The sequence below is a fragment of the Gellertiella sp. DMC107 genome, from assembly GCF_056313605.1.
Genome location: NZ_JBQUZZ010000004.1, coordinates 39,798 through 58,748, shown reverse-complemented (window position 1 = coordinate 58,748; position 18,951 = coordinate 39,798). Strand labels below are relative to the sequence as shown.

19 protein-coding genes and 1 tRNA gene are annotated in these 18,951 nt (G+C 61.8%); 5 read left to right on the top strand and 15 right to left on the bottom strand.

Annotated features, from left to right (window positions below):
- The first annotated feature begins 10 nt into the window (after positions 1 to 10).
- On the top strand, positions 11 to 685 hold the full coding sequence (gene tlpA / locus ACT54B_RS14090) for a thiol:disulfide interchange protein TlpA (protein ID WP_476045698.1): 675 nt from the start codon (positions 11 to 13) through the stop codon (positions 683 to 685).
- Positions 686 to 703: 18 nt separating this feature from the next.
- Here the strand turns inward: tlpA and ACT54B_RS14085 are convergent, their stop codons facing one another.
- The 7 genes from ACT54B_RS14085 to ACT54B_RS14055 form a co-directional block, all read right to left on the bottom strand.
- Positions 704 to 1,576, bottom strand: coding sequence for a 3-hydroxybutyryl-CoA dehydrogenase (locus ACT54B_RS14085; RefSeq protein ID WP_476045696.1), 873 nt, complete (start codon positions 1,574 to 1,576; stop codon positions 704 to 706).
- 143 nt (positions 1,577 to 1,719) lie between these two features.
- Positions 1,720 to 2,649: an electron transfer flavoprotein subunit alpha/FixB family protein gene (locus ACT54B_RS14080; RefSeq protein WP_476045694.1), complete on the bottom strand. Its 930-nt coding sequence runs from the start codon at positions 2,647 to 2,649 to the stop codon at positions 1,720 to 1,722.
- Positions 2,650 to 2,674: 25 nt separating this feature from the next.
- Complete coding sequence (locus ACT54B_RS14075; RefSeq protein WP_476045693.1) at positions 2,675 to 3,424, bottom strand: electron transfer flavoprotein subunit beta/FixA family protein; 750 nt, start codon at positions 3,422 to 3,424, stop codon at positions 2,675 to 2,677.
- 163 nt (positions 3,425 to 3,587) lie between these two features.
- Positions 3,588 to 4,397 carry a rhomboid family intramembrane serine protease gene (locus ACT54B_RS14070; RefSeq protein WP_476045692.1) on the bottom strand — a complete coding sequence of 270 codons (810 nt, stop codon included), beginning with the start codon at positions 4,395 to 4,397 and terminating at the stop codon, positions 3,588 to 3,590.
- An 81-nt stretch (positions 4,398 to 4,478) separates the two neighbouring features.
- Complete coding sequence (locus ACT54B_RS14065; RefSeq protein WP_476045691.1) at positions 4,479 to 5,057, bottom strand: cob(I)yrinic acid a,c-diamide adenosyltransferase; 579 nt, start codon at positions 5,055 to 5,057, stop codon at positions 4,479 to 4,481.
- Between the two features lie 133 nt (positions 5,058 to 5,190).
- Entirely contained in the window at positions 5,191 to 5,388 is a 198-nt protein-coding gene (locus tag ACT54B_RS14060) for a twin transmembrane helix small protein (protein WP_476045690.1), read from the bottom strand.
- A 21-nt stretch (positions 5,389 to 5,409) separates the two neighbouring features.
- Positions 5,410 to 6,243, bottom strand: a complete 834-nt coding sequence (locus tag ACT54B_RS14055) for an SDR family oxidoreductase (protein WP_476045688.1) — start codon at positions 6,241 to 6,243, stop codon at positions 5,410 to 5,412.
- Positions 6,244 to 6,330: 87 nt separating this feature from the next.
- Here ACT54B_RS14055 and ACT54B_RS14050 point away from each other — a divergent pair, with 87 nt between their 5' ends.
- Positions 6,331 to 7,230 carry a YihY/virulence factor BrkB family protein gene (locus tag ACT54B_RS14050; RefSeq protein ID WP_476045686.1) on the top strand — a complete coding sequence of 300 codons (900 nt, stop codon included), beginning with the start codon at positions 6,331 to 6,333 and terminating at the stop codon, positions 7,228 to 7,230.
- Here ACT54B_RS14050 and gluQRS read toward each other — a convergent pair.
- Positions 7,201 to 8,100 (bottom strand): tRNA glutamyl-Q(34) synthetase GluQRS, encoded by a 900-nt coding sequence (gene gluQRS / locus ACT54B_RS14045; RefSeq protein WP_476045685.1) that lies wholly within the window; start codon positions 8,098 to 8,100, stop codon positions 7,201 to 7,203. The genes ACT54B_RS14050 and gluQRS overlap by 30 nt on opposite strands.
- 22 nt (positions 8,101 to 8,122) lie before the next feature.
- On the opposite strand from gluQRS, the gene ACT54B_RS14040 reads away from it, so the two are divergent.
- Both ACT54B_RS14040 and ACT54B_RS14035 read left to right on the top strand, forming a co-directional pair.
- Positions 8,123 to 8,776, top strand: coding sequence for a DNA-3-methyladenine glycosylase family protein (locus ACT54B_RS14040; protein WP_476045684.1), 654 nt, complete (start codon positions 8,123 to 8,125; stop codon positions 8,774 to 8,776).
- A gap of 113 nt (positions 8,777 to 8,889) precedes the next feature.
- On the top strand, positions 8,890 to 9,447 hold the full coding sequence (locus ACT54B_RS14035) for an HNH endonuclease (RefSeq protein WP_476045683.1): 558 nt from the start codon (positions 8,890 to 8,892) through the stop codon (positions 9,445 to 9,447).
- Between the two features lie 4 nt (positions 9,448 to 9,451).
- Here ACT54B_RS14035 and ACT54B_RS14030 read toward each other — a convergent pair whose 3' ends face one another.
- A complete protein-coding gene (locus tag ACT54B_RS14030) occupies positions 9,452 to 9,961 on the bottom strand; it encodes a disulfide bond formation protein B (protein WP_476045681.1) in 510 nt (169 codons plus the stop codon).
- A 15-nt stretch (positions 9,962 to 9,976) separates the two neighbouring features.
- Positions 9,977 to 10,567 (bottom strand): YqaA family protein, encoded by a 591-nt coding sequence (locus ACT54B_RS14025; RefSeq protein ID WP_476045680.1) that lies wholly within the window; start codon positions 10,565 to 10,567, stop codon positions 9,977 to 9,979.
- A 338-nt stretch (positions 10,568 to 10,905) separates the two neighbouring features.
- Between ACT54B_RS14025 and ACT54B_RS14020 the strand changes: the two genes are divergently transcribed.
- Positions 10,906 to 10,990, top strand: a tRNA-Leu gene (locus ACT54B_RS14020).
- 220 nt (positions 10,991 to 11,210) lie between these two features.
- Here the strand turns inward: ACT54B_RS14020 and ACT54B_RS14015 are convergent.
- The 5 genes from ACT54B_RS14015 to kdpA are packed head-to-tail and all read right to left on the bottom strand — an operon-like array spanning position 11,211 to position 18,939.
- The gene (locus ACT54B_RS14015; RefSeq protein WP_476045678.1) at positions 11,211 to 11,900 is read right to left on the bottom strand and encodes a response regulator; all 690 of its coding nucleotides are present in this window, start codon (positions 11,898 to 11,900) and stop codon (positions 11,211 to 11,213) included.
- Positions 11,897 to 14,590, bottom strand: coding sequence for a DUF4118 domain-containing protein (locus tag ACT54B_RS14010; RefSeq protein ID WP_476045676.1), 2,694 nt, complete (start codon positions 14,588 to 14,590; stop codon positions 11,897 to 11,899). The genes ACT54B_RS14015 and ACT54B_RS14010 overlap by 4 nt, the downstream gene beginning before the upstream one ends.
- Positions 14,591 to 14,599: 9 nt before the next feature.
- A complete protein-coding gene (gene kdpC, locus ACT54B_RS14005) occupies positions 14,600 to 15,175 on the bottom strand; it encodes a potassium-transporting ATPase subunit KdpC (RefSeq protein WP_476045675.1) in 576 nt (191 codons plus the stop codon).
- A 2-nt stretch (positions 15,176 to 15,177) separates the two neighbouring features.
- On the bottom strand, positions 15,178 to 17,211 hold the full coding sequence (kdpB, locus tag ACT54B_RS14000; RefSeq protein ID WP_476045674.1) for a potassium-transporting ATPase subunit KdpB: 2,034 nt from the start codon (positions 17,209 to 17,211) through the stop codon (positions 15,178 to 15,180).
- A gap of 18 nt (positions 17,212 to 17,229) precedes the next feature.
- The gene (kdpA, locus tag ACT54B_RS13995; RefSeq protein ID WP_476045673.1) at positions 17,230 to 18,939 is read right to left on the bottom strand and encodes a potassium-transporting ATPase subunit KdpA; all 1,710 of its coding nucleotides are present in this window, start codon (positions 18,937 to 18,939) and stop codon (positions 17,230 to 17,232) included.
- Positions 18,940 to 18,951 lie beyond the last annotated feature (12 nt).

Genomic DNA, 18,951 nt, shown 5'->3' with positions numbered 1-18,951 from the left:
GGAGACTGAAATGACCGAGAAAAAGCCCTTTGGCCGCTCCCCTGCCTTCTTGATCGTGGCCGCCCTGGTGGCTGGCGGCCTTGCCGGTGTGGCAGGGATATACGTGAAGGGAATGGGTTCTGGCAATGCCGGGGAAGCCGCGAACGGTACGGTTGCCGAAGGCGAGGAATGCCAGATTGCCCCTGCACGCAAGACAGCCTTTGCCGCTGCAGCCAAGGGCGCGGTTGCAGCGATGACGCCGCTCGATCCGCCCCGTACGCTGCCTGGCCTCTCCTTCAAGGGGCCGGAGGGACGCAATGTCTCGCTGAAGGATTTCAGCGGCAAGACCGTGCTGCTCAATCTCTGGGCCACCTGGTGCTTCCCCTGCCGCGAGGAAATGCCGGCGCTTGACCGGCTTGAAAACCTTTCTGGCGGCAATGAATTCGAAGTGGTGGCTGTGAATATCGATACCGGCACGGACGAAAAGCCAAAGGCCTTTCTTTCCGAGACCGGCATCCAGCATCTCAAGCCGTACCGTGATGACAGTATGGGCATATTCAATGCGCTGAAAAAGGAAGGTCTGGCCGTCGGTCTTCCCGTCAGCCTGCTCATCGATGCGAAGGGCTGCGTGCTGGGTGCCATGAATGGGCCTGCGACCTGGGACGGCCCGGAGGCAAAGGCATTGATCGAGGCAGTCGGGAGCTGATGGCTCCCGACCTTAAGGTCAGCGGGTGGGAACGGGGTGTTCGCCCCGATAATCATAGAAGCCGCGGCCGGATTTGCGCCCGAGCCAGCCTGCTTCCACATATTTCACCAGCAGCGGGCAAGGGCGGTACTTGCTGTCCGCCAGGCCATCATGAAGCACCTGCATGATCGACAGGCAGGTATCGAGACCGATGAAATCGGCGAGCTGCAGCGGACCCATGGGATGATTGGCCCCAAGACGCATGGCGGTGTCGATCGCATCTACCGTGCCGACACCCTCATAGAGGGTGTAGATCGCTTCGTTGATCATGGGCAGCAGGATACGATTGACGATGAAGGCCGGGAAATCTTCGGCAACGGTGGTGGTCTTGTCCAGCGTGTGGACGAATTCCTGTGCTGAACGGAAGGTTCCTTCATCCGTTGCAATGCCACGCACCAGTTCGACCAGCTTCATGACCGGCACGGGATTCATGAAATGAATGCCCATGAAACGTTCGGCGCGGTCCGTCGAGGACGCAAGGCGGGTGATCGACAGCGACGAGGTATTCGTCGCAAGGATGGCTTCGGGCTTCAGGACGGGACAGACCTGTGCATAGATCTTGCGCTTGATGGCCTCGTCTTCGGTTGCCGCTTCGATGACCAGATCCGCATTGGCGAGATCGTTGACATCGGAAGAGGCGGTGATGTGTGCGAGGGCCTGCGTTCTGACGTCATCGGCCATCTTGCCGGACGAGACCTGGCGGGCAAGATTGCCGTTGATCGTTGCCAGAGCCGGTTCGATGCGCTCCTTGGAGACATCGTAAATATGAACCTTATAGCCCGCCACTGCGGAGACATGGGCAATGCCGCAGCCCATCTGACCTGCGCCGATGATGCCGATGTTCTTGATCATGTCGACCTCCTGAGGGCAGGCCAAACCTGCTCCGGACCAGAAATTTGCCGGGCTCGTTGCGAACCCGGCAAGAGTGATAGTCTTCTGTGCGTCGATTGACCAGCCCCCTCTTTCGAGAGAAGAGAGGGAGGTTAAGGACTGGCTTAGAGCGCCTTTTCGAGCTCCGGAAGAGCTTCGAAGATGTCGGCGACGAGACCATAATCGGCAACCTGGAAGATCGGTGCTTCCTCGTCCTTGTTGATCGCGACGATGACCTTCGAGTCCTTCATGCCGGCGAGGTGCTGGATCGCACCGGAAATGCCGCAGGCGATGTAGAGCTGCGGTGCGACGACCTTGCCGGTCTGGCCAACCTGCCAGTCGTTCGGGGCGTAGCCGGCGTCAACGGCAGCGCGGGAGGCGCCTACGGCCGCGCCGAGCTTGTCGGCAACCGGCAGGATCACTTCCTTGAACTTCTCGGCCGAACCGACGGCACGGCCACCGGATACGATGATCTTCGCGGAGGTCAGTTCCGGACGGTCGGACGAGGACAGGGCATCGGCCACATGCGAGGACAGGCCAGGATTGCCGGCGCCGCCGATCGTCTCGACCGAAGCCGAGCCGCCTTCGCCTGCGGAAGCGAAGGACGCGGTGCGCACGGTGATGACCTTCTTGGCATCCGTGGTCTGGACGGTCTGGATCGCATTGCCGGCATAGATCGGACGCTTGAAGGTGTCGGCCGAAACCACTTCGGTGATTTCAGAAACCTGCATGACGTCGAGGAGAGCGGCCACGCGCGGCATCACGTTCTTGGCAACCGAGGTGGCGGCGGCGATGAGCGTGTCGTAGGAGCCGGCGAGCGAGACGATGAGGGCCGCGAGCGGCTCGGCCAGGTTGTTGGCATAATCATCGCCATCGGCCACGAGAACCTTGGAAACGCCGGAAAGCTTGGCCGCAGCGGCAGCGGCCGCAGAAGCGCCCTTGCCGGCAACCAGCACGTGGATATCGCCGCCAATCTGCGAGGCCGCAGAAAGCGCCTTTACGGTCTGGTCGGAGACGGAGGTGTTGTCGTGTTCTGCGAGAAGCAGGATAGCCATTTTGAGTTTCTCCTATCCCTTGATCTTAGAGGACGCCGGCTTCGGTCTTGAGCTTTTCGACGAGCTCGGCAACCGACTTGACCTTGACGCCAGCCTTGCGGCCGCCGGGTTCTTCGGTCTTCAGCACCTTGAGGCGGGCAGCGGTCGACACGCCGAAATCAGCAGGGGTCTTCTTGTCGAGCGGCTTCTTCTTTGCCTTCATGATGTTCGGCAGCGAGGCATAGCGCGGCTCGTTGAGGCGCAGGTCGGTTGTCACGACGGCCGGAAGCTTGATGTCGATGGTCTGGAGACCGCCGTCCACTTCGCGAGTCACGGTTGCCTTGTCGGCACCGATCTCGACCTTGGAAGCAAACGTGCCCTGTGCCCAGCCGAGAAGGGCTGCGAGCATCTGGCCGGTCTGGTTGGCGTCGTCGTCGATCGCCTGCTTGCCGACGATGATCAGGCCGGGCTGTTCTGCCTCTGCCACGCCCTTCAGGAGCTTGGCGACGGCGAGCGGCTCGACGGCATCATCCGTCTCGACGAGGACGGCGCGGTCAGCGCCCATGGCGAGCGCGGTGCGCAGCGTTTCCTCGGCCTTGGCCGGACCGATGGAGACGACAACCACTTCCGTTGCCTTGCCGGCTTCCTTCAGACGCAGAGCTTCCTCAACCGAGATTTCGTCGAAGGGGTTCATCGACATCTTCACGTTGGCAAGCTCGACACCCGAACCATCCGGCTTCACGCGGATCTTGACGTTGTAATCGACGACGCGCTTCACGGGTACGAGGATTTTCATGAGGTCCTTCCTTCAAACTCTGTCGGCGGAAAAAATGCGCCACTGGGCACGATTTTGATGGTCGAATGGCGACATGGAACCGCGCTTTTCCTCCTCGACGCGAGACTTCGCCATGCCAGCCGCCAAATTCCGGGTTCGGATTTAAAGCGAGCGGCCTTCGGCGTCAACGTCCCCAGCGGTGAGGCGGAGGTGGTTCTTCCTGGTTTCCGGCGCTGGAACGGCCGTTCTCAATGCGACGCCAGGGCGTTACCGGAACCGGCTCTTCCGGAGCGGCCCGACCCCGGACAACGTCCCGGGCAAAGAGCGGTACGCCCGGCCGCCGCAGGACGAGGACCAGAAGCCCACCCGCGATGATGCCGCCCACATGCGCTGCGAAGGAGACGCTGTCACCATAGCCGGTGACGAGTTCGAAGAATTGTTGTCCCACCCAGAAGGCGAGCGGAATGAATGCGGGAAGGGGCACCGGTATGCCGAAGAAGACCAGCACCCAGAGCCGCACATGAGGGTGGAGCAGAGCATAGGCGACGACAACACCGGATATCGCTCCGGAAGCACCGATCAGCGGCGCCTGCGAATTTCCCGACAAAACGAGATGCAGCGCCGCACCGGCCGCTGCGCAGACCAGATAGAAGATCAGGAAACGGATGTGACCCAGAGCATCCTCCACATTGTCCCCGAAGATCCAGAGAAAAAGCATGTTGATGCCGATGTGGGTCACGCCGCCATGGATGAAGGAATAGGTGACGAAGGTGATCTCCGGTGGGACGAACCGAAGTTCCGGAGGCAGGATCGCCTCGTGCGTGACCAGGGCGGGGATGAAGCCGAACACGACCACGATCAGGTCCGCAAGCCATCCGAGAGCGGATGGCCACATCACAAGCCAGAGGATGACATTGAGTGCGATCAGGCACCGGGTCACGATGGGCGTCGAAATGTGCCGTAGCGCATTCGCGTCATGGATAGGAATGAGCATGCAAACCCTTCTGCGTCGCTTTGCCGCGGCATGTAACCAGAATGCAGGAGGGTGTGCCGGCTGGCAAGCCGGCTTTCCGGTTCAGCGGTTCTTCCCGGGAACCCAAAGAACGTCCGACCGACCAAGATCGTTCGCGTGGCGGGCGGCGACGAAAAGCAGATCGGACAGTCGGTTGAGATACTGGATGACGGCCGGGCCCACCACTTCCCCCTCTTCCTGCGACAGGGCCACCGCCAGTCTTTCCGCGCGGCGGGTGACCGTACGCGCGAGATGCAGATAAGCGGCGGCGGGCGAACCGCCGGGTAGGACGAAGGAGGTCAGCGGTTCGAGGTCGGCATTGAGCCTGTCAATATCCGCTTCCAGTCTTGCTACCTGCTGCGGAACGACACGCAAGGGCTCCCATCCCGGCTTTTCGCCCGTATCCGGCGTGGCCAGATCGGCGCCGAGATCGAAAAGGTCATTCTGGATGCTCTCCAATATGGCATCGAGCGCGGCATTTCCCCCGGTATGCAGACGGGCAATGCCGATGGTCGAATTGGCCTCGTCCACACTCCCGTAGGCCTCGACCCGCAGGTCGTGTTTCAGTCTGCGGGGGCCTGCGACGAGAGCCGTCGTGCCGTTGTCGCCGGTGCGGGTATAGATCTTGTTCAGCTTTACCATGGGATCGATCTCGGAAGGGGTCGGTCAGGTCTACGCTCTTCTGCCAGTGTTTCGGCCCGAGCATGAATCGCGGCCGCGGATCGGGCTTTGCCGGTTGCGGCGCTTGAGGGCGCAATTGACGCCCCGCAACGCCTCATCGTCCCCCGCCGGTCAGCCAGAGGGTCAGCATGATCAGGACGACGGCCACCGCTTGAAGGACGATACGCAGCTGCATGAGCTTGTTCGAAAGGTTGGCATTGCCTCCCTTCATCATGTTGAAAAGGCCTCTTGCGAGCACGATGGCGACAAGGCCCATCACGATGAGAGCGAGCACGGTTGTAAAACCGGACATGGACGTCCCTTTCAATTTGCGTCAGTCAAACCGGCGCAGGAGCCTGTAGAACAGGTCTGCTGGCAGCAGCTTTTTGAGGAAGTAGCCGCGTTTGGCCGGTGTGGTCACCAGATAATGAGGGCGCGGTCTGGCCGAGGTCAAGGCGTGGACCAGCACTTTGTGGACGGCCTCCGGACCGAGCTTGTAGCGGTTGACCGGTCCCGTTCCGTCCAGGCGGGCCAATTCGCGACGATAGGCCGCTGCATGAACGGACCCTTCCAGATCGATATTCTCCCGGATATGGGCAAGCGCATTGGCGGTGAAGCGTGACGTAATCGGTCCGGGTTCGATCAGGCTGACGAAGATGCCGCTTCCCTCCAGCTCCATGCGCAGGGTCAGGCTCAGCCCTTCCAGAGCGTATTTCGACGCGGTATAGGCGCCGCGCCAGCGGTAGGGCACCAGTCCAAGGATGGAAGAGCACTGGATGATGCGACCGCTTCCCGCCTTGCGCATGGCAGGGATGATCCGGCGGGTCAGATGATGCCAGCCGAAAAGATTGGTTTCGAACTGTTCGCGCAGCGCTTCGACCGGCAGATCTTCCACGGCGCCGGGCTGGCCATAGGCACCGTTGTTGAACAGTGCTTCGATTTGCCCGCCGGTGCGGGCCAGGACGTCATCGACAAGCCGGTCAATGCTGTCCCGGTCGCGGTAATCCATCAGGAATGTTTCAATGGAGTCTGCCTCCAGCGCGATCCGGTCCTCGGATTTCCGCACCGTTGCAAAAACCCGCCAGCCCTCGCCATGCAGCGCGCGGGCGCAATAGGCGCCGATCCCGCTGGACGCGCCGGTGACAATGATAGTCTTTCGATGATCCATGAGCTTCCTGTACAAATGCGGCGCGGCTTACCATATTGCCGGGGCAGCCCGCACGGGGCTTCCGGGCTGCCGCAAACCGGAGTTGGAATGCCGACCTTTATCCGAATCATATATCGCGTCGTCTATGATGCTCTTTACCATTTCACGGAAGACGATGGATGGGCGATGGCGAGCCATGTGGCGCTGTCCACGCTGCTTGCGCTGTTTCCCTTCCTGATCTTCGGGACGACCCTCGCGACATATCTTGGCGCGGACCGTTTTTCCGAAACGGCGGTTCATCTGATCTTCGATACCTGGCCGCCCAGCATTGCCAAGCCCATCTCCGACGAAGTTCGTCAGGTGCTGACCATTCCGCGCAGTGGACTTCTCACCATTTCCGTTCTGGCCGCTGCCTATTTTGCCTCGAACGGGGTCGAAGCGGTGAGGGTGTCGCTGAACCGGGCCTATCGCATCCTGGAAACCCGCCGGTGGTACACGACCCGACTCGTCAGCCTTTTCTGGGTTCTTGCAGCGGTCTTGTCGCTTGCGGCCATCAGTCTTTTTCTCGTTGTCGTGCCGGTTGCCCTCGGTTTCGCGGAGCAGCGGTTTCCCTGGCTCAAGGACATGCTTGCTGCGATCGCCAGCTGGCGGGTCTACGGAACGCTGATCGTTCTCAGTCTCGGCGTTACGATCGCCCATCTCTGGCTCCCGGCCGGGCGCCGGCGTATCAGGGATGTGCTGCCGGGTGTTCTTGTCACGTTGATTGCATGGACGGTGGGCGCAATTATTTTCGCCTATTACATATCCACCTTCGCCAATTATGCCCGCACCTATGCCGGTCTTGCCTCTCTCATGATCGCGCTGGTGTTTCTTTACATGTCCGCCGTGATTTTCATCATCGGGGCGGAAATCAATGCGGCCATGCTGAAGTATCGGGTGATGAACCGGTTTTTCTGGCGGGTTACGGGCCGGCCGCCGCTACTGGCCGACGAGGCGGCGGATATCTGACGGGGTCATGCCGGCTTCCCGCAGAGCGGACAGGGCGACGGAGCCGTTGCTTTTGGACAGCTTGTTGCCGTCTTCGTCGAGGATCAGGCGATGATGACGGTAGACCGGTTCGGGCAGGCCGAGGATTACCTGCAGCAATCGCTGCACGGACGTCGCATGGTAAAGATCGAGGCCACGGACCACGTGGGTAATCTGTTGCGCCGCATCGTCCACAACGACACAGAGCGCATAGCTGCCCGGGGCGTCGGAGCGCGAGAGGATCACGTCTCCCCAACGGGCGGGATCCGCAGGAATGCGCCTGATTTCCCCGGTGTCGGCCATTTCGAGCCAGCCGAGGTTTGCGCCCGCCAAAGCCATGGCACGGGTCATGTCGAGGCGGATCGAATGACGCTCCCCCCGCAGAAGCCGTTCCTCCCGCTCCGCCCAGGGCCGCAGTCGATCTCCATCCGGAAACAGGGGCGCACCATCCGGATCCCTGGGCCAAATCTGGCCGCGCCCTTCCGCGTCCCGGACAAGCGCCTTGACCTCGCCCCGGGTCTGGAAAGCAGGGTAGGTCAGGCCGAGCCGGTCGAGTTCGGCAAGGGCGGCGGCATAGTCTGCCAGATGATCGGACTGGCGACGGACCGGACCGTCCGAGGACAGACCGAGCCAGGCAAGATCGGCCAGCAATGCCTGTTCCAGTTCCGGCGTGCAGCGGGTCCGGTCGATATTCTCGACGCGCACGAGATAGTATCCGCCCATGCCGTCCGCCATATCCCGGTTGAGGAAGGCGGACAGTGCGTGGCCAAGATGCAATCGGCCGTTGGGGCTCGGTGCAAAGCGGAATCGGGCGGGTTGACGGTCTTCGGGTGGCATGATCCCTATTGCCATGTTTCGGACAGGGGAGGGAAGGGTGACAGGTGTTGAGGTGGCCGAGCCGGCGCAGAATTTTGCCGAGGAGATAGCGGCGCTCTGTGGGCTTGATCCCCGGTTCCACCCGATCGCTGCCGCGGCAGGTTCGCTTCCTGCCCGTCCCGGACGCCCCGGGTTCGAAGGACTGGCATCGACGGTTGTCGCCCAACTGGTTTCCCGGCAGAGCGCTGACGCCATCTGGCGCCGTCTGGTTCAGGCGACAGGTCCCTTTTCCCCGGCATCCTATCTTGCCGTAGCGCGAGGCGATGGACCCCGTCTGGGGTTGACGGCCGCAAAGGCGGATACGCTCGTGCGGATCGCGGAGGCAATCGTCAGCGGCCAGCTCGATCTGGACGCCGTTGCCCGGATGCCGGCCGAGCGAGCCGTGACCACGCTGATGGCGTTGAAGGGGATCGGACAGTGGACCGCCGAAGTCCACTTGCTCTTCAATGCAGGCCATCGCGATATTTTTCCGGCAGGCGATCTTGCGCTGCGGATTGCTGCAGGACAGGCGCTTCCCCTGGGGGAAAAGCCGGATGCGTCCTTGCTTCGCAGCGTTTCGGCCGGCTGGGCACCGCATCGTTCCGTCGCTGCGCGGCTGCTCTGGGCCTATTACGGGCGGATAATCCGGCCGGGCGGGGCGATTCTTCCATAAGGAAGCGAGCAGGTACGCAAAAGGCGTGTTTTTCTGGATATTTGGCTTCACAAGCCTGTCACAAGCGACTTAGTATAAGTTCCAGGAAAGCAGAATCGATCAGGAGCATGACCTTGACGATTGCAGTCTCGCCGCAGGCCTTGCCGGCACTGGTACTGAATGCTGACTACAGGCCGCTGAGTTATTATCCCTTGTCGTTGTGGTCCTGGCAGGACGCGATCAAGGCGGTCTTTCTTGACCGTGTGAACATCATCGCGGAATACGAGCATTCGGTTTCCTCGCCGAGTTTCTCGATGCGTCTTCCCAGCGTGGTCTGCCTGAAAACCTATGTTCAGCCCACCCGCAATCCGGCTTTTACCCGTTTCAACGTGTTCCTGAGGGACAAGTTCGAATGCCAATATTGCGGGTCCCCCGACGACCTGACTTTCGATCACGTCCTTCCGAGAGCCCATGGCGGGCAAACGACCTGGGAAAATGTTGTCGCCGCCTGCTCCCCCTGCAATCTGCGCAAGGGATCGAAACTGCCGCGGCAGGCCGGCATGTTTCCGGCACAGAAGCCCTATCAGCCGACAGTGCAGGATCTGCATAATAATGGGCGGCTTTTCCCGCCCAATTATCTGCATGAAAGCTGGATGGATTATCTTTACTGGGACAGCGAATTGCAGCCCTGAGGTTTCATGCCTGTGGCCGGGCGACGGCGCGGAAGGCCAATCCCGCCAGAAGGACGCTGGCGATCACATTCCAGCCGGCAAAGGACAGGCCGAGCACGCGCAGCGCAGCGTCCGTGCAGGAAGGTCCCTTGATGGCGTTCAGGTCGTTCAGGAGATTGCCGGCGTCCTGGGTTACGCCGCTCGCACTTGTCGCGCAGGTCGCCGGTCCCTCCCAGAAATGCCATTCGACGCCAGAGTGATAAATGCCCATTCCGGCGCCGACGACCATCATCACACCGACAAGCGCCAGCAGGCTGCGGGTCAACCAGGCAGGTCCCCCGATTGCTGCGTTGAGTGCCGCCAGCAGTGCCACCGGTATGCCGTAGTAATAGGGTTGCCGCTGCAGAAGGCAGAGCGCACAGGGTATGTACCCCCCCAGATGCTCGAATCCCAGGGCGGAGCCCACGGTTGCGGCCATGCCTGCGGCCAGCTGCAGTGCATGGGAAAGGCCGGGCTTGGCGGTCAGAATGGTCATGGCGGTCCTCTCCGTTCAGTGCGCCAGCATCTTATAGGCAACGAAGGCGGCAATCAGCAGCCCTGCGCCAACGGCTGCGATCGTTCCCAGCCGTTTCTCGATAAAAATGCGGATCGGCTCGCCATACACGCGCAGCAGCCAGGCGATGAGATAGAAACGGGCGCCCCGTGCGACAATCGCCGATACGATGAACAGCAGCAGATTGACATGGGCGACCCCCGACAGGATCGTCACCACTTTGATCGGAGGCAGATGGGCGAGACCCGACGTGACCAGGAGCAGTAGCACGGTGGAATAATCGACCGAGGTGCGAAGCTGCTCGAAGGCATCCAGCTTGCCATAGAATTCCAGTACGGGCTTGGCGAGTGCCTCGAAAGCGTAGTAGCCCAGATACCACCCGGCTATGCCACCCAGGACCGAAGCGACAGTTGCCACAAAGGCATAGCGCCAGGCCCGTTCCGGTCGGGCAAGGGCCATCGGCAGGAAGAGCACGTCCGCCGGTACCAGGAATACCGAGCTTTCCACAAAAGCGATAACGGCCAGCCAGATTTCCGCAGAGGGTCGGGCAGCGAGCGATAGGGTCCAGTCATAGAGGCGACGCAGCATGGCTTTCCGTTTCGTTGGAGCGGTCCGCTTTTTATGCGCCGCGCCGGCCGGTGTAAATGGTATGCATGGCCGCATGTCGGCAGAGAGGGCTGCACGGGCACGAAAGCGGGCAAAATCTTCCGATTGCCCCTTACCCTTTTCCCGCCGAGGCATCCTTTTTGCCGATGCAAGCCCGGGCGGCTCTGCCGCGCGATCCGCGGGACGTCTCCGCAGGAACGCATTCCCTCCTGCGGAATGAAAGGCTGGAAGGCTCCGCGGAAAGGCTTTTCGTTCCGCGTTTTGTCGTTGCAATTCGGGACGGGCATGCATTATATCGCCCTGTCTTGCCTTCGCAGAATGCCCCATTGGCGGAACTGGTAGACGCGCTCGACTCAAAATCGAGTTCCGAAAGGAGTGCTGGTTCGATTCCGGCATGGGGCACCACATCGCGATCCACGAACGTCCGGTACGGTCGGTAAACGTCTGAAAACGTCAACGAAATTTTGTGCAGGTGTCCTGACACATCACACTGGCAGCAACGTTTTGCGCAAAGATTTCTTGCCTGAGGCGAAGACCACACTTGTCTCCACGGTCCTCACGTGGCGTAAAGTCAGGCGCTGAAGCCTGTGTTCTCCTATCCGGCAAACGACGTTTCCTGTTTGCGCTAGTTCCCTTCTGAGAAGCGATAGCCCACGCCTGGTTCTGTCAGGATGAGCCGCGGCGTGCCCGGATCCCTTTCCACCTTGGACCGTAGCTGTCCTATGAAGACCCGGAGATATTGAAGGTCCTCCGCATGTGCCGGGCCCCAGACCGAGGTGAGGAGGGCGCGGTGGGTCATGACTTTTCCGGCATGACGCGCGAGAAGAACCAGCAGGTCATATTCCTTCGGCGTCAGGCGGATCGGGTTTTCGCCTCGGGATACGGTTCGATGGACGAGATCGATAAGAAGTCCGTCCGACTGGATGGTTTCGCTTACAGCGTCCGATGTCTTGCTGTGGCGAAGCCCGGTTCGAATGCGGGCCGTCAGCTCTCCGATGCCGAAGGGCTTTTCCACATAGTCGTCAGCCCCAAGATCGAGCGCGGCGATCTTTTCCGCTTCCCGGTCCCGTGCCGAGAGAATGATGATCGGAATCGCCGACCAGCCGCGCAGGCGGGATATCACATCCTTGCCGTCCATATCGGGCAATCCGAGATCGAGAATGATCAGGTCGGGAGACTGCGTGGACGCTTTTGAAAGAGCTTCCGTTCCGGTCGTGGCTTCGATGACGTCGTAGCCGGCAGCATTCAATGCCGGTCTCAGGAAACGCAGGATCTGTGGTTCGTCGTCCACGATCAGGATTCGGTGGCCGCTCATCTGTTTTCCCCTTCGAGGTCGGGCTGCGGTGGGATGGGCAAGCGGATCGTGAAGCGCGTGCCCCGTTTGCGGACTGCAGGGCTCGTCGCGGATATCGTGCCGCCCATGGCTTCGACAAAGCCTTTCGCAATCGCCAGGCCAAGACCGGTACCGATCACCCGGCCGTCGCTTTTGCCACCGCCGCGGAAAAATTTCTCGAAGACCTTTGCCAGCTCGCCTGCCGGAATGCCTTTACCCAGGTCGGTCACCGAAATCATGATGTCTGCCGCATCCGGTCGTGCATAGAGGATAATCGGCTCCCCTCCGCCATGCTTTACCGCATTGTCGATCAGGTTGAAGAGCACCTGCTGCAGGAGAACCGCATCACCCGTGATCAGCGGCATGCGACTGGCAATGCTGGTTTCGATCTTTGCCTCCGGATGGTTGCGCCGCCCCATCTCGGCAGCCTCGCGCACGACGTCCGAAGGGTCGATCCATTCGCGGGCCGGTTCTATCGTGCCTGCCTCGATGCGTGTCATGTCCAGCAGGTTCGAAACATAGCGGGCAAGGCGTGTGCCTTCCTCCTCGATGGTCTGCAGCATGTCGTCCCGGGTCTCGGGGCCCATATTGTCGCCGAACTGGCGAAGGCTGGTGATCGCCCCTGTGATCGTTGCCAGCGGCGTGCGCAGGTCATGGGAAATGGAAGACAGCAGCGCCGAGCGAAAACGTTCCCCGGCCAGCGCTGCCGTATGCTCCATGGCGGCCTTGGACAGGCGCGCCCGGTCGATGGCAACGGCCACCTGATGAATGACAGCGCCGAAGATCCGCTCGTCCGAACTGGAAAGCGGACCGGCAGCGATGCCATAGCCACAGACACCGACGACACCCTGCGGGGTTTCGAGCGGCCGAAACTGGAAGCTGCTCGACGGCAGCGTCCCTGTCCCGGAGCCCGCAGCCTCCCGCTTGTCATAGGCCCAGCGTGCTGCACCGGCATCGATGACTTCCACGGTCGTATCGGGGGGCCAGGCCGCATGCACGGAAAGCTCGCCACGCCTCGGCATGAGAATGACGGACGGGCGCTTGAGCATCAGGTTCAGCTGGGATACGGCCGCCCAGACAACCTCGTCGGCATCTGCCGTTGCGGAAATCTTGCTGGAAAACTCGTAGAGGGACTGCGTCACCCGCGCCCGTTCGCCGGCACTTCTGGCCTGATCGCGGACACGGGAGGCGATACCGCCTGCGATGACAGCCGCTATGATGAAGATGAAAAACGCGAAGACTTCGTGCGGAGCCGCGATGGTCAGCGTGCCGATGGGCCGGATAAAGCAGAAGTTATAGGCAAGGGCCGAGACGACGGCGGTGACGATCGCTGCCCGGTAGCCGTTGCGAATGGCGGCGATGACCACGGCCAGCAGATAGAGCAGCGAGACATTGGGGAGGGGCAGGAGGTTGTTCAGCGCCAGCCCGAGGAGCGTCGCGCCTGCGGTGCTGGCCGCAGACATGCCAAGGTCCTTGACCAGCTCGGAGCGTGTCTTCGTGCCGGTTTTCCGCGAATCCCGCCGTTCCGCCGCGGGCCGTTGCACCGCCACGAGATGGATTGAAACATTTTCGGCGCGCTTGATGAGATTGCCCGCAAGCGAGGGCTTCAGGAGGCGGGATAAGACATTGCGCCGGGTGACCCCGATCACGATCTGCGTTGCATGCTCGTTTCGGGCCAGCTTGAGGAGTGCCTCCACATAATCCTGTGCGATCAGCCTTTGTGTCTCTGCCCCGAGGCGGCTCGCAAGGTCGAGCGCTTCGTCAACAAAAGAAAGGGCCTTGCCTTCGACGGGCCGGTCCGGGCGTTCCACATGAACCACCGTCCAGCGTGCATTGAGACTGATAGCAAGCCGGCTTGCGGTCCGCACGACCGAAAGGGCCGTCTCGTCCGCCGCGATGCAGACAATCAGCCGTTCGGCGGTCGCCCAAGTCTCGTCAATCGCGTTTTGCCGGAGATAGTCGACCATCTGGTCGTCCACCCGATCTGCCGTGCGCCGCAGCGCCATTTCCCGGAGGGCCGTCAGATTGCCGGGGCGAAAGAACTTCTCGATTGCCCGTTTTGCGTTCTCTGGAACATAAACCTTTCCCTGCTTCAGCCGTTCAATCAGCTCTTCAGGCGGCAGGTCTATCAGCACGATGTCGTCGGCCGCATTGAGGATCCGATCCGGCACGGTTTCGCGCACCGCAATGCCGGTGATCTGGGACACCACGTCAGACAGGCTCTCCAGGTGCTGGATGTTCATCGCGGTCCAGATGTTAACACCCGCCTCCAGCAGTTCCTCGACATCCTGATAGCGTTTGGGATGGCGGCATTGCGGGGGATTGCTATGGGCCAGTTCATCGACGATCAGAATTGCCGGGCGGCGAGCGAGCGCGGCATCGAGATCGAACTCTTCGATCTGTTTCCCCCGGTAGTCCATGGCGCGGCGCGGCAGGATTTCGAGGCCGGAAAGCAGCGCTGCCGTCTCCGCCCTTCCGTGCGTTTCCACAAGACCGATGGCAATGTCGATCCCGTCCGTTTTCAGACGCATTGCGCGGGAAAGCATGGCGAATGTCTTGCCGACGCCGGGAGCTGCTCCGAGAAAGACGGTCAGCCGCCCGCGCTCCTCCCGCTTTGCCAGGGAAAGCAGGGCATCGGGATCGGGCCGGGTCTGTCTCGGAGCCTCTGTCATGTCCTCTGTTTACTGCTGCGCCCTGCGTTTATCGAGCGCCATATTGAGCGCCAGCACATTGACACGGGGTTCGCCGATGAAGCCAAGGGCGGGCCGGCTCGTGCTGGCCTCGACCAGCGCTGCGAGCTGCTGTTCCGGCAGCTGCCTCGCTTTTGCGACACGGGCGATCTGCAGTCGCGCAAAGGCTGGTGAAATGTCCGGATCGAGGCCCGACCCGGAAGCGGTCACCGCATCGGCAGGCACCGGTCCTTGCACCCCGACGGCTCCCATGGCCTCGATCTCGGTCTCGATCCTGTCTCGGAGTTTTGCCGATGTGGGGCCAAGGCTGGTTCCCCCTGACGACGCGGCATTATAGGGCCCTTCGGCGGTGGCCGAGGGGCGACCGTGAAAATAGCGGTCGCTGGAAAAAGACTGGCCGACCACAGCCGATCCCACCGGAGTTCCGTCGACGGCCACAAGGCTCCCCCGTGCCTGGTTCGGGACAAGGACGCCGGCTATCCCGGTTATCGCAAGTGGATAGCCGACGCCCAGAAGGGCGGTGAACAGGAGGATCATGGAAAGAGCAGGTCTCGCTTGATTGAGCATGATTACACCAGATGGAGGCTGTTGACGACGAGATCGACGATCTTGATGCCGGCAAAGGGAAGGATAAGGCCACCGAGACCGTAGACAGCCAGGTTGCGACGCAGGAGGGCCGCTGCCCCGACGGGCCGATAGCGCACGCCCTTCAGCGCAAGCGGGATCAGGGCAATGATGATCAGTGCGTTGAAGATGACAGCGGAGAGGATGGCCGAGCGCGGGGAGCCGAGGCCCATGATGTTGAGCGCGTTGAGCCCCGGATAGGCGGCGATGAAGAGTGCGGGAATGATCGCGAAATATTTCGCGACATCATTGGCAATGGAGAAGGTGGTCAGCGCGCCGCGGGTCATCAGCAGTTGCTTGCCGATTTCCACGATCTCGATCAGCTTGGTGGGCGACGAATCGAGGTCGACCATGTTGGCGGCTTCGCGAGCGGCCTGCGTTCCGGTCTGCATGGCAACGCCGACGTCGGCCTGGGCCAGTGCCGGGGCATCATTTGTCCCGTCGCCGCACATGGCGATCAGCTTCCCGCCCATCTGCTCCTTGCGGATATAGGCGAGCTTGTCCTCCGGTTTGGCTTCCGCCAGAAAGTCGTCGACGCCGGCTTCCGAGGCAATCGCCGCGGCGGTCAGCGGATTGTCTCCCGTGACCATGACGGTGCGAATGCCCATGGCCCGCATGGCCGCGAAACGCTCCTTGATGCCGGGCTTCACCACATCCTTCAGATGGATCACGCCGAGAATGCGCTCGCCGTCGCTAACGGCAAGCGGCGTGCCGCCGCTGCGGGCAACCTTCTCCACGCTCTCCCGGAAGCCGCGGGGTGCTTCGTTCTGCGAAAGGCCCGAGAACTTCAGTATGGAATCGACCGCTCCCTTGCGCAGGCGACGACCGCCCAGATCGACGCCCGAGAGGCGTGTTTCTGCGGCGAAGGGCACCACCGTTTCCGGCTGAGCGGGCTCCGGGAGGCCGAAATCGCTGCGGGCAAGCGCAACGATGGACCGGCCTTCCGGCGTTTCGTCGGCAAGGCTCGCGAGAAGCGAGGCTTCGGCGAGCTCTTTGGCTGATACGCCGGTAACAGGGAGAAATTCACTGGCCATGCGGTTGCCGAAGGTTATCGTACCGGTCTTGTCGAGCAGAAGCGTGTCGACATCGCCGGCCGCCTCTACGGCGCGGCCTGATATGGCAATCACATTGAAGCGCACAAGGCGATCCATGCCGGCAATGCCGATCGCGGAAAGCAGGCCGCCGATCGTGGTCGGGATCAGCGTGACTAAGAGTGCCGACAGCACGGTAACCGAGAGGATGGTCCCGGAATAGACGGCAAGGCCACCGAGCGTCACCACCGAAATCAGGAAGATGAGCGTGAGGCCGGAAAGAAGGATGGAAAGTGCGATCTCATTTGGCGTGCGCTGGCGTTCCGCACCCTCGATGAGCGCGATCATGCGGTCGAGGAAGGTGCCCCCTGGCGGAACGGTGATGCGGACCTTGATGGCATCCGACAGCACCTGCGTTCCCCCTGTCACCGCCGATCGGTCGCCGCCGGCCTCCCGGATAACAGGTGCGGATTCGCCGGTAATGGCGCTCTCGTTGACCGAGGCGATCCCTTCGACCACTTCGCCATCGCCGGGGATGAGATCTCCGGCCTCGACGACGACGATATCACCGACCTTCAGGCTCGATGCGCTGATGGCTTCGAGCAGGCTGCTGCCATCGACAGGCACGCGGTGGGCGATGAGGTCCGTCTTGGCACGACGAAGACTTTCGGCCTGCGCCTTCCCGCGGCCTTCGGCAACCGATTCTGCAAATGTCGCGAAGAAGACGGTGAACCACAGCCATGCGGCGATCTGCCCTGAAAAGAGGCCGGCCGAATGGTTGGTGGCAAGGTCGCGAAAGAAAAGCAGGGTCGTCAGCGCGGCCACGACCTCGGTCACGAAGATGACGGGGTTGCGGTAGAGCTTGCGCGGATCGAGCTTGCGAAGAGCTTCGCCGATCGCAGGGGCGATGATCGTCCGGTCGAGAAGCTGGCTGGTCTGGCGTTTCATGGTGTGAGCCTCTTCGGATCAGTAGGTCTGGCCGGCGAGCATCTGGATGTGCTCGACGATCGGCCCGAGTGCGAGCGCCGGGAAAAACTGCAGACCGCCGATGATCAGGATGATGGCGGCGAGCAGCCCGACGAAGAGTGGCGTGTGGGTGGCAAAGGTGCCGGCGGAGGGTGCAATCTTCGGCTTGGCTGCGAGCGATCCGGCAATTGCCATCACGGGTACCGCATAGGCGAAGCGGCCGAGCAGCATGGCGATGCCGAGCGTGGTGTTGTACCAGGGCGTATTGGCCGAAAGCCCGCCAAAGGCCGAGCCATTGTTGGCGGCCGCCGATGTATAGGCGTAGAGGATTTCCGAGAGCCCGTGCGGGCCGGCACCGCTCAGCGAGGCCAGCGCCACGGGCAGGATCGCGGATAGTGCGCTGAAGCCCAGGATTGCCAGCGGCAGAATGAGAATGGCGAGCATGGCAAGCTTCATCTCCCGGCCTTCGATCTTCTTGCCGAGAAGCTCCGGCGTGCGCCCGACCATGAGACCGGCGACGAAGACCGCGAGGATCGAAAAGACCAGCATGCCGTAGAGACCGGAGCCGACGCCGCCCGGCAGGACCTCACCGAGCTGCATGAAGAACATCGGAACCAGGCCGCCGAGCCCGGTGAAAGAACCGTGCATGCCGTTCACGCCCCCGTCGGAAATACCCGTCGTGACTGCGGCATAGGCGGCCGTCATGGCCTGGCCGAAGCGCACTTCCTTGCCTTCCATATTGCCGAGCGCCGGATCGACACCCAGGGCGGCGTGGATCGGGTTGCCGGCGCTTTCCGCGTGGTAGACGATCCCCGTGCCGATGATGAGAAACAGCATGATCGTCGCCACAAAAGCCCATCCCTGCCTGCGGTCACCCACCATCTGGCCGAAGGTGTAAAACAGCGCGGTGGTAATGCCGAGCATCGAAAGAATGTTCAGGTAATTCGAGTAGGCATTCGGATTTTCGAAGGGGTGCGCGGCGTTGACGTTCAGGAAGCCGCCACCATTGGTGCCGAGCTGCTTGATCGCTTCCTGGCTGGCGATCGGCCCCATGGCGAGCGTCTGTTGCGCACCCTCGAGCGTGGTGACGGTCACCGAGGCATCGAGCGTCTGCGGAAGACCGAGTGCGACGAAGGCAAGGGCTACGATGATCGCGAGCGGAAGCAGCACGTAAAGCGTGGCGCGCGTCATATCGACCCAGAAGTTGCCAAGCGTGGCCGCCGAGCCGCGGGCAAAGGCCCGGGTAAAAGCAATCGCCAGGGCCATGCCGGTTGCGCCGGAGAGGAAGTTCTGCACCGTCAGGCCCGCCATCTGGCTGAAGTGGCTGAGCGTGGTTTCGCCGCCATAGGCCTGCCAGTTCGTGTTGGTGACGAAGCTTACTGCGGTGTTGAAGGCAAGGTCGGGTTGAACGGCCCCGAAGCCCTGTGGATTGAGCGGCAGGTATGCCTGCAGCCTCAGCATCGCATAAAGCAGCAGGAACCCCGCCAGATTGAAGGCGAGCATGGAAAGAACATAGGCAAGCCAGCCCTGTTCTTTGTCGGGATTTACGCCGGCCACGGCATAGAAGCCGCTCTCGACGGGGCCGAGAACCGGGGAGAAAAAGGTCCGCTCACCCTGGAAAAGGCGAGCCATGTAAAGGCCGAGCGGCTTGACGGTCACAAGCGCAAGCCCGAACAGGAGGGCTATCTGCAGCCATCCGACGAGTGTCATGGGAAATACTCC

Coding starts and splice junctions, on each gene's coding strand:
- gluQRS (WP_476045685.1), bottom strand. CDS start 8,100: ATGGCAATAGGGATCATGCCACCCGAAGACCGTCAACCCGCCCGATTC.
- ACT54B_RS14010 (WP_476045676.1), bottom strand. CDS start 14,590: ATGACAGAGGCTCCGAGACAGACCCGGCCCGATCCCGATGCCCTGCTT.
- ACT54B_RS14075 (WP_476045693.1), bottom strand. CDS start 3,424: ATGAAAATCCTCGTACCCGTGAAGCGCGTCGTCGATTACAACGTCAAG.
- kdpA (WP_476045673.1), bottom strand. CDS start 18,939: ATGACACTCGTCGGATGGCTGCAGATAGCCCTCCTGTTCGGGCTTGCG.
- tlpA (WP_476045698.1), top strand. CDS start 11: ATGACCGAGAAAAAGCCCTTTGGCCGCTCCCCTGCCTTCTTGATCGTG.
- ACT54B_RS14055 (WP_476045688.1), bottom strand. CDS start 6,243: ATGGATCATCGAAAGACTATCATTGTCACCGGCGCGTCCAGCGGGATC.
- kdpC (WP_476045675.1), bottom strand. CDS start 15,175: ATGCTCAATCAAGCGAGACCTGCTCTTTCCATGATCCTCCTGTTCACC.
- ACT54B_RS14080 (WP_476045694.1), bottom strand. CDS start 2,649: ATGGCTATCCTGCTTCTCGCAGAACACGACAACACCTCCGTCTCCGAC.
- ACT54B_RS14030 (WP_476045681.1), bottom strand. CDS start 9,961: ATGACCATTCTGACCGCCAAGCCCGGCCTTTCCCATGCACTGCAGCTG.
- ACT54B_RS14065 (WP_476045691.1), bottom strand. CDS start 5,057: ATGGTAAAGCTGAACAAGATCTATACCCGCACCGGCGACAACGGCACG.
- ACT54B_RS14085 (WP_476045696.1), bottom strand. CDS start 1,576: ATGATCAAGAACATCGGCATCATCGGCGCAGGTCAGATGGGCTGCGGC.
- ACT54B_RS14060 (WP_476045690.1), bottom strand. CDS start 5,388: ATGTCCGGTTTTACAACCGTGCTCGCTCTCATCGTGATGGGCCTTGTC.
- ACT54B_RS14025 (WP_476045680.1), bottom strand. CDS start 10,567: ATGCTGCGTCGCCTCTATGACTGGACCCTATCGCTCGCTGCCCGACCC.
- ACT54B_RS14070 (WP_476045692.1), bottom strand. CDS start 4,397: ATGCTCATTCCTATCCATGACGCGAATGCGCTACGGCACATTTCGACG.
- ACT54B_RS14050 (WP_476045686.1), top strand. CDS start 6,331: ATGCCGACCTTTATCCGAATCATATATCGCGTCGTCTATGATGCTCTT.
- ACT54B_RS14015 (WP_476045678.1), bottom strand. CDS start 11,900: ATGAGCGGCCACCGAATCCTGATCGTGGACGACGAACCACAGATCCTG.
- kdpB (WP_476045674.1), bottom strand. CDS start 17,211: ATGAAACGCCAGACCAGCCAGCTTCTCGACCGGACGATCATCGCCCCT.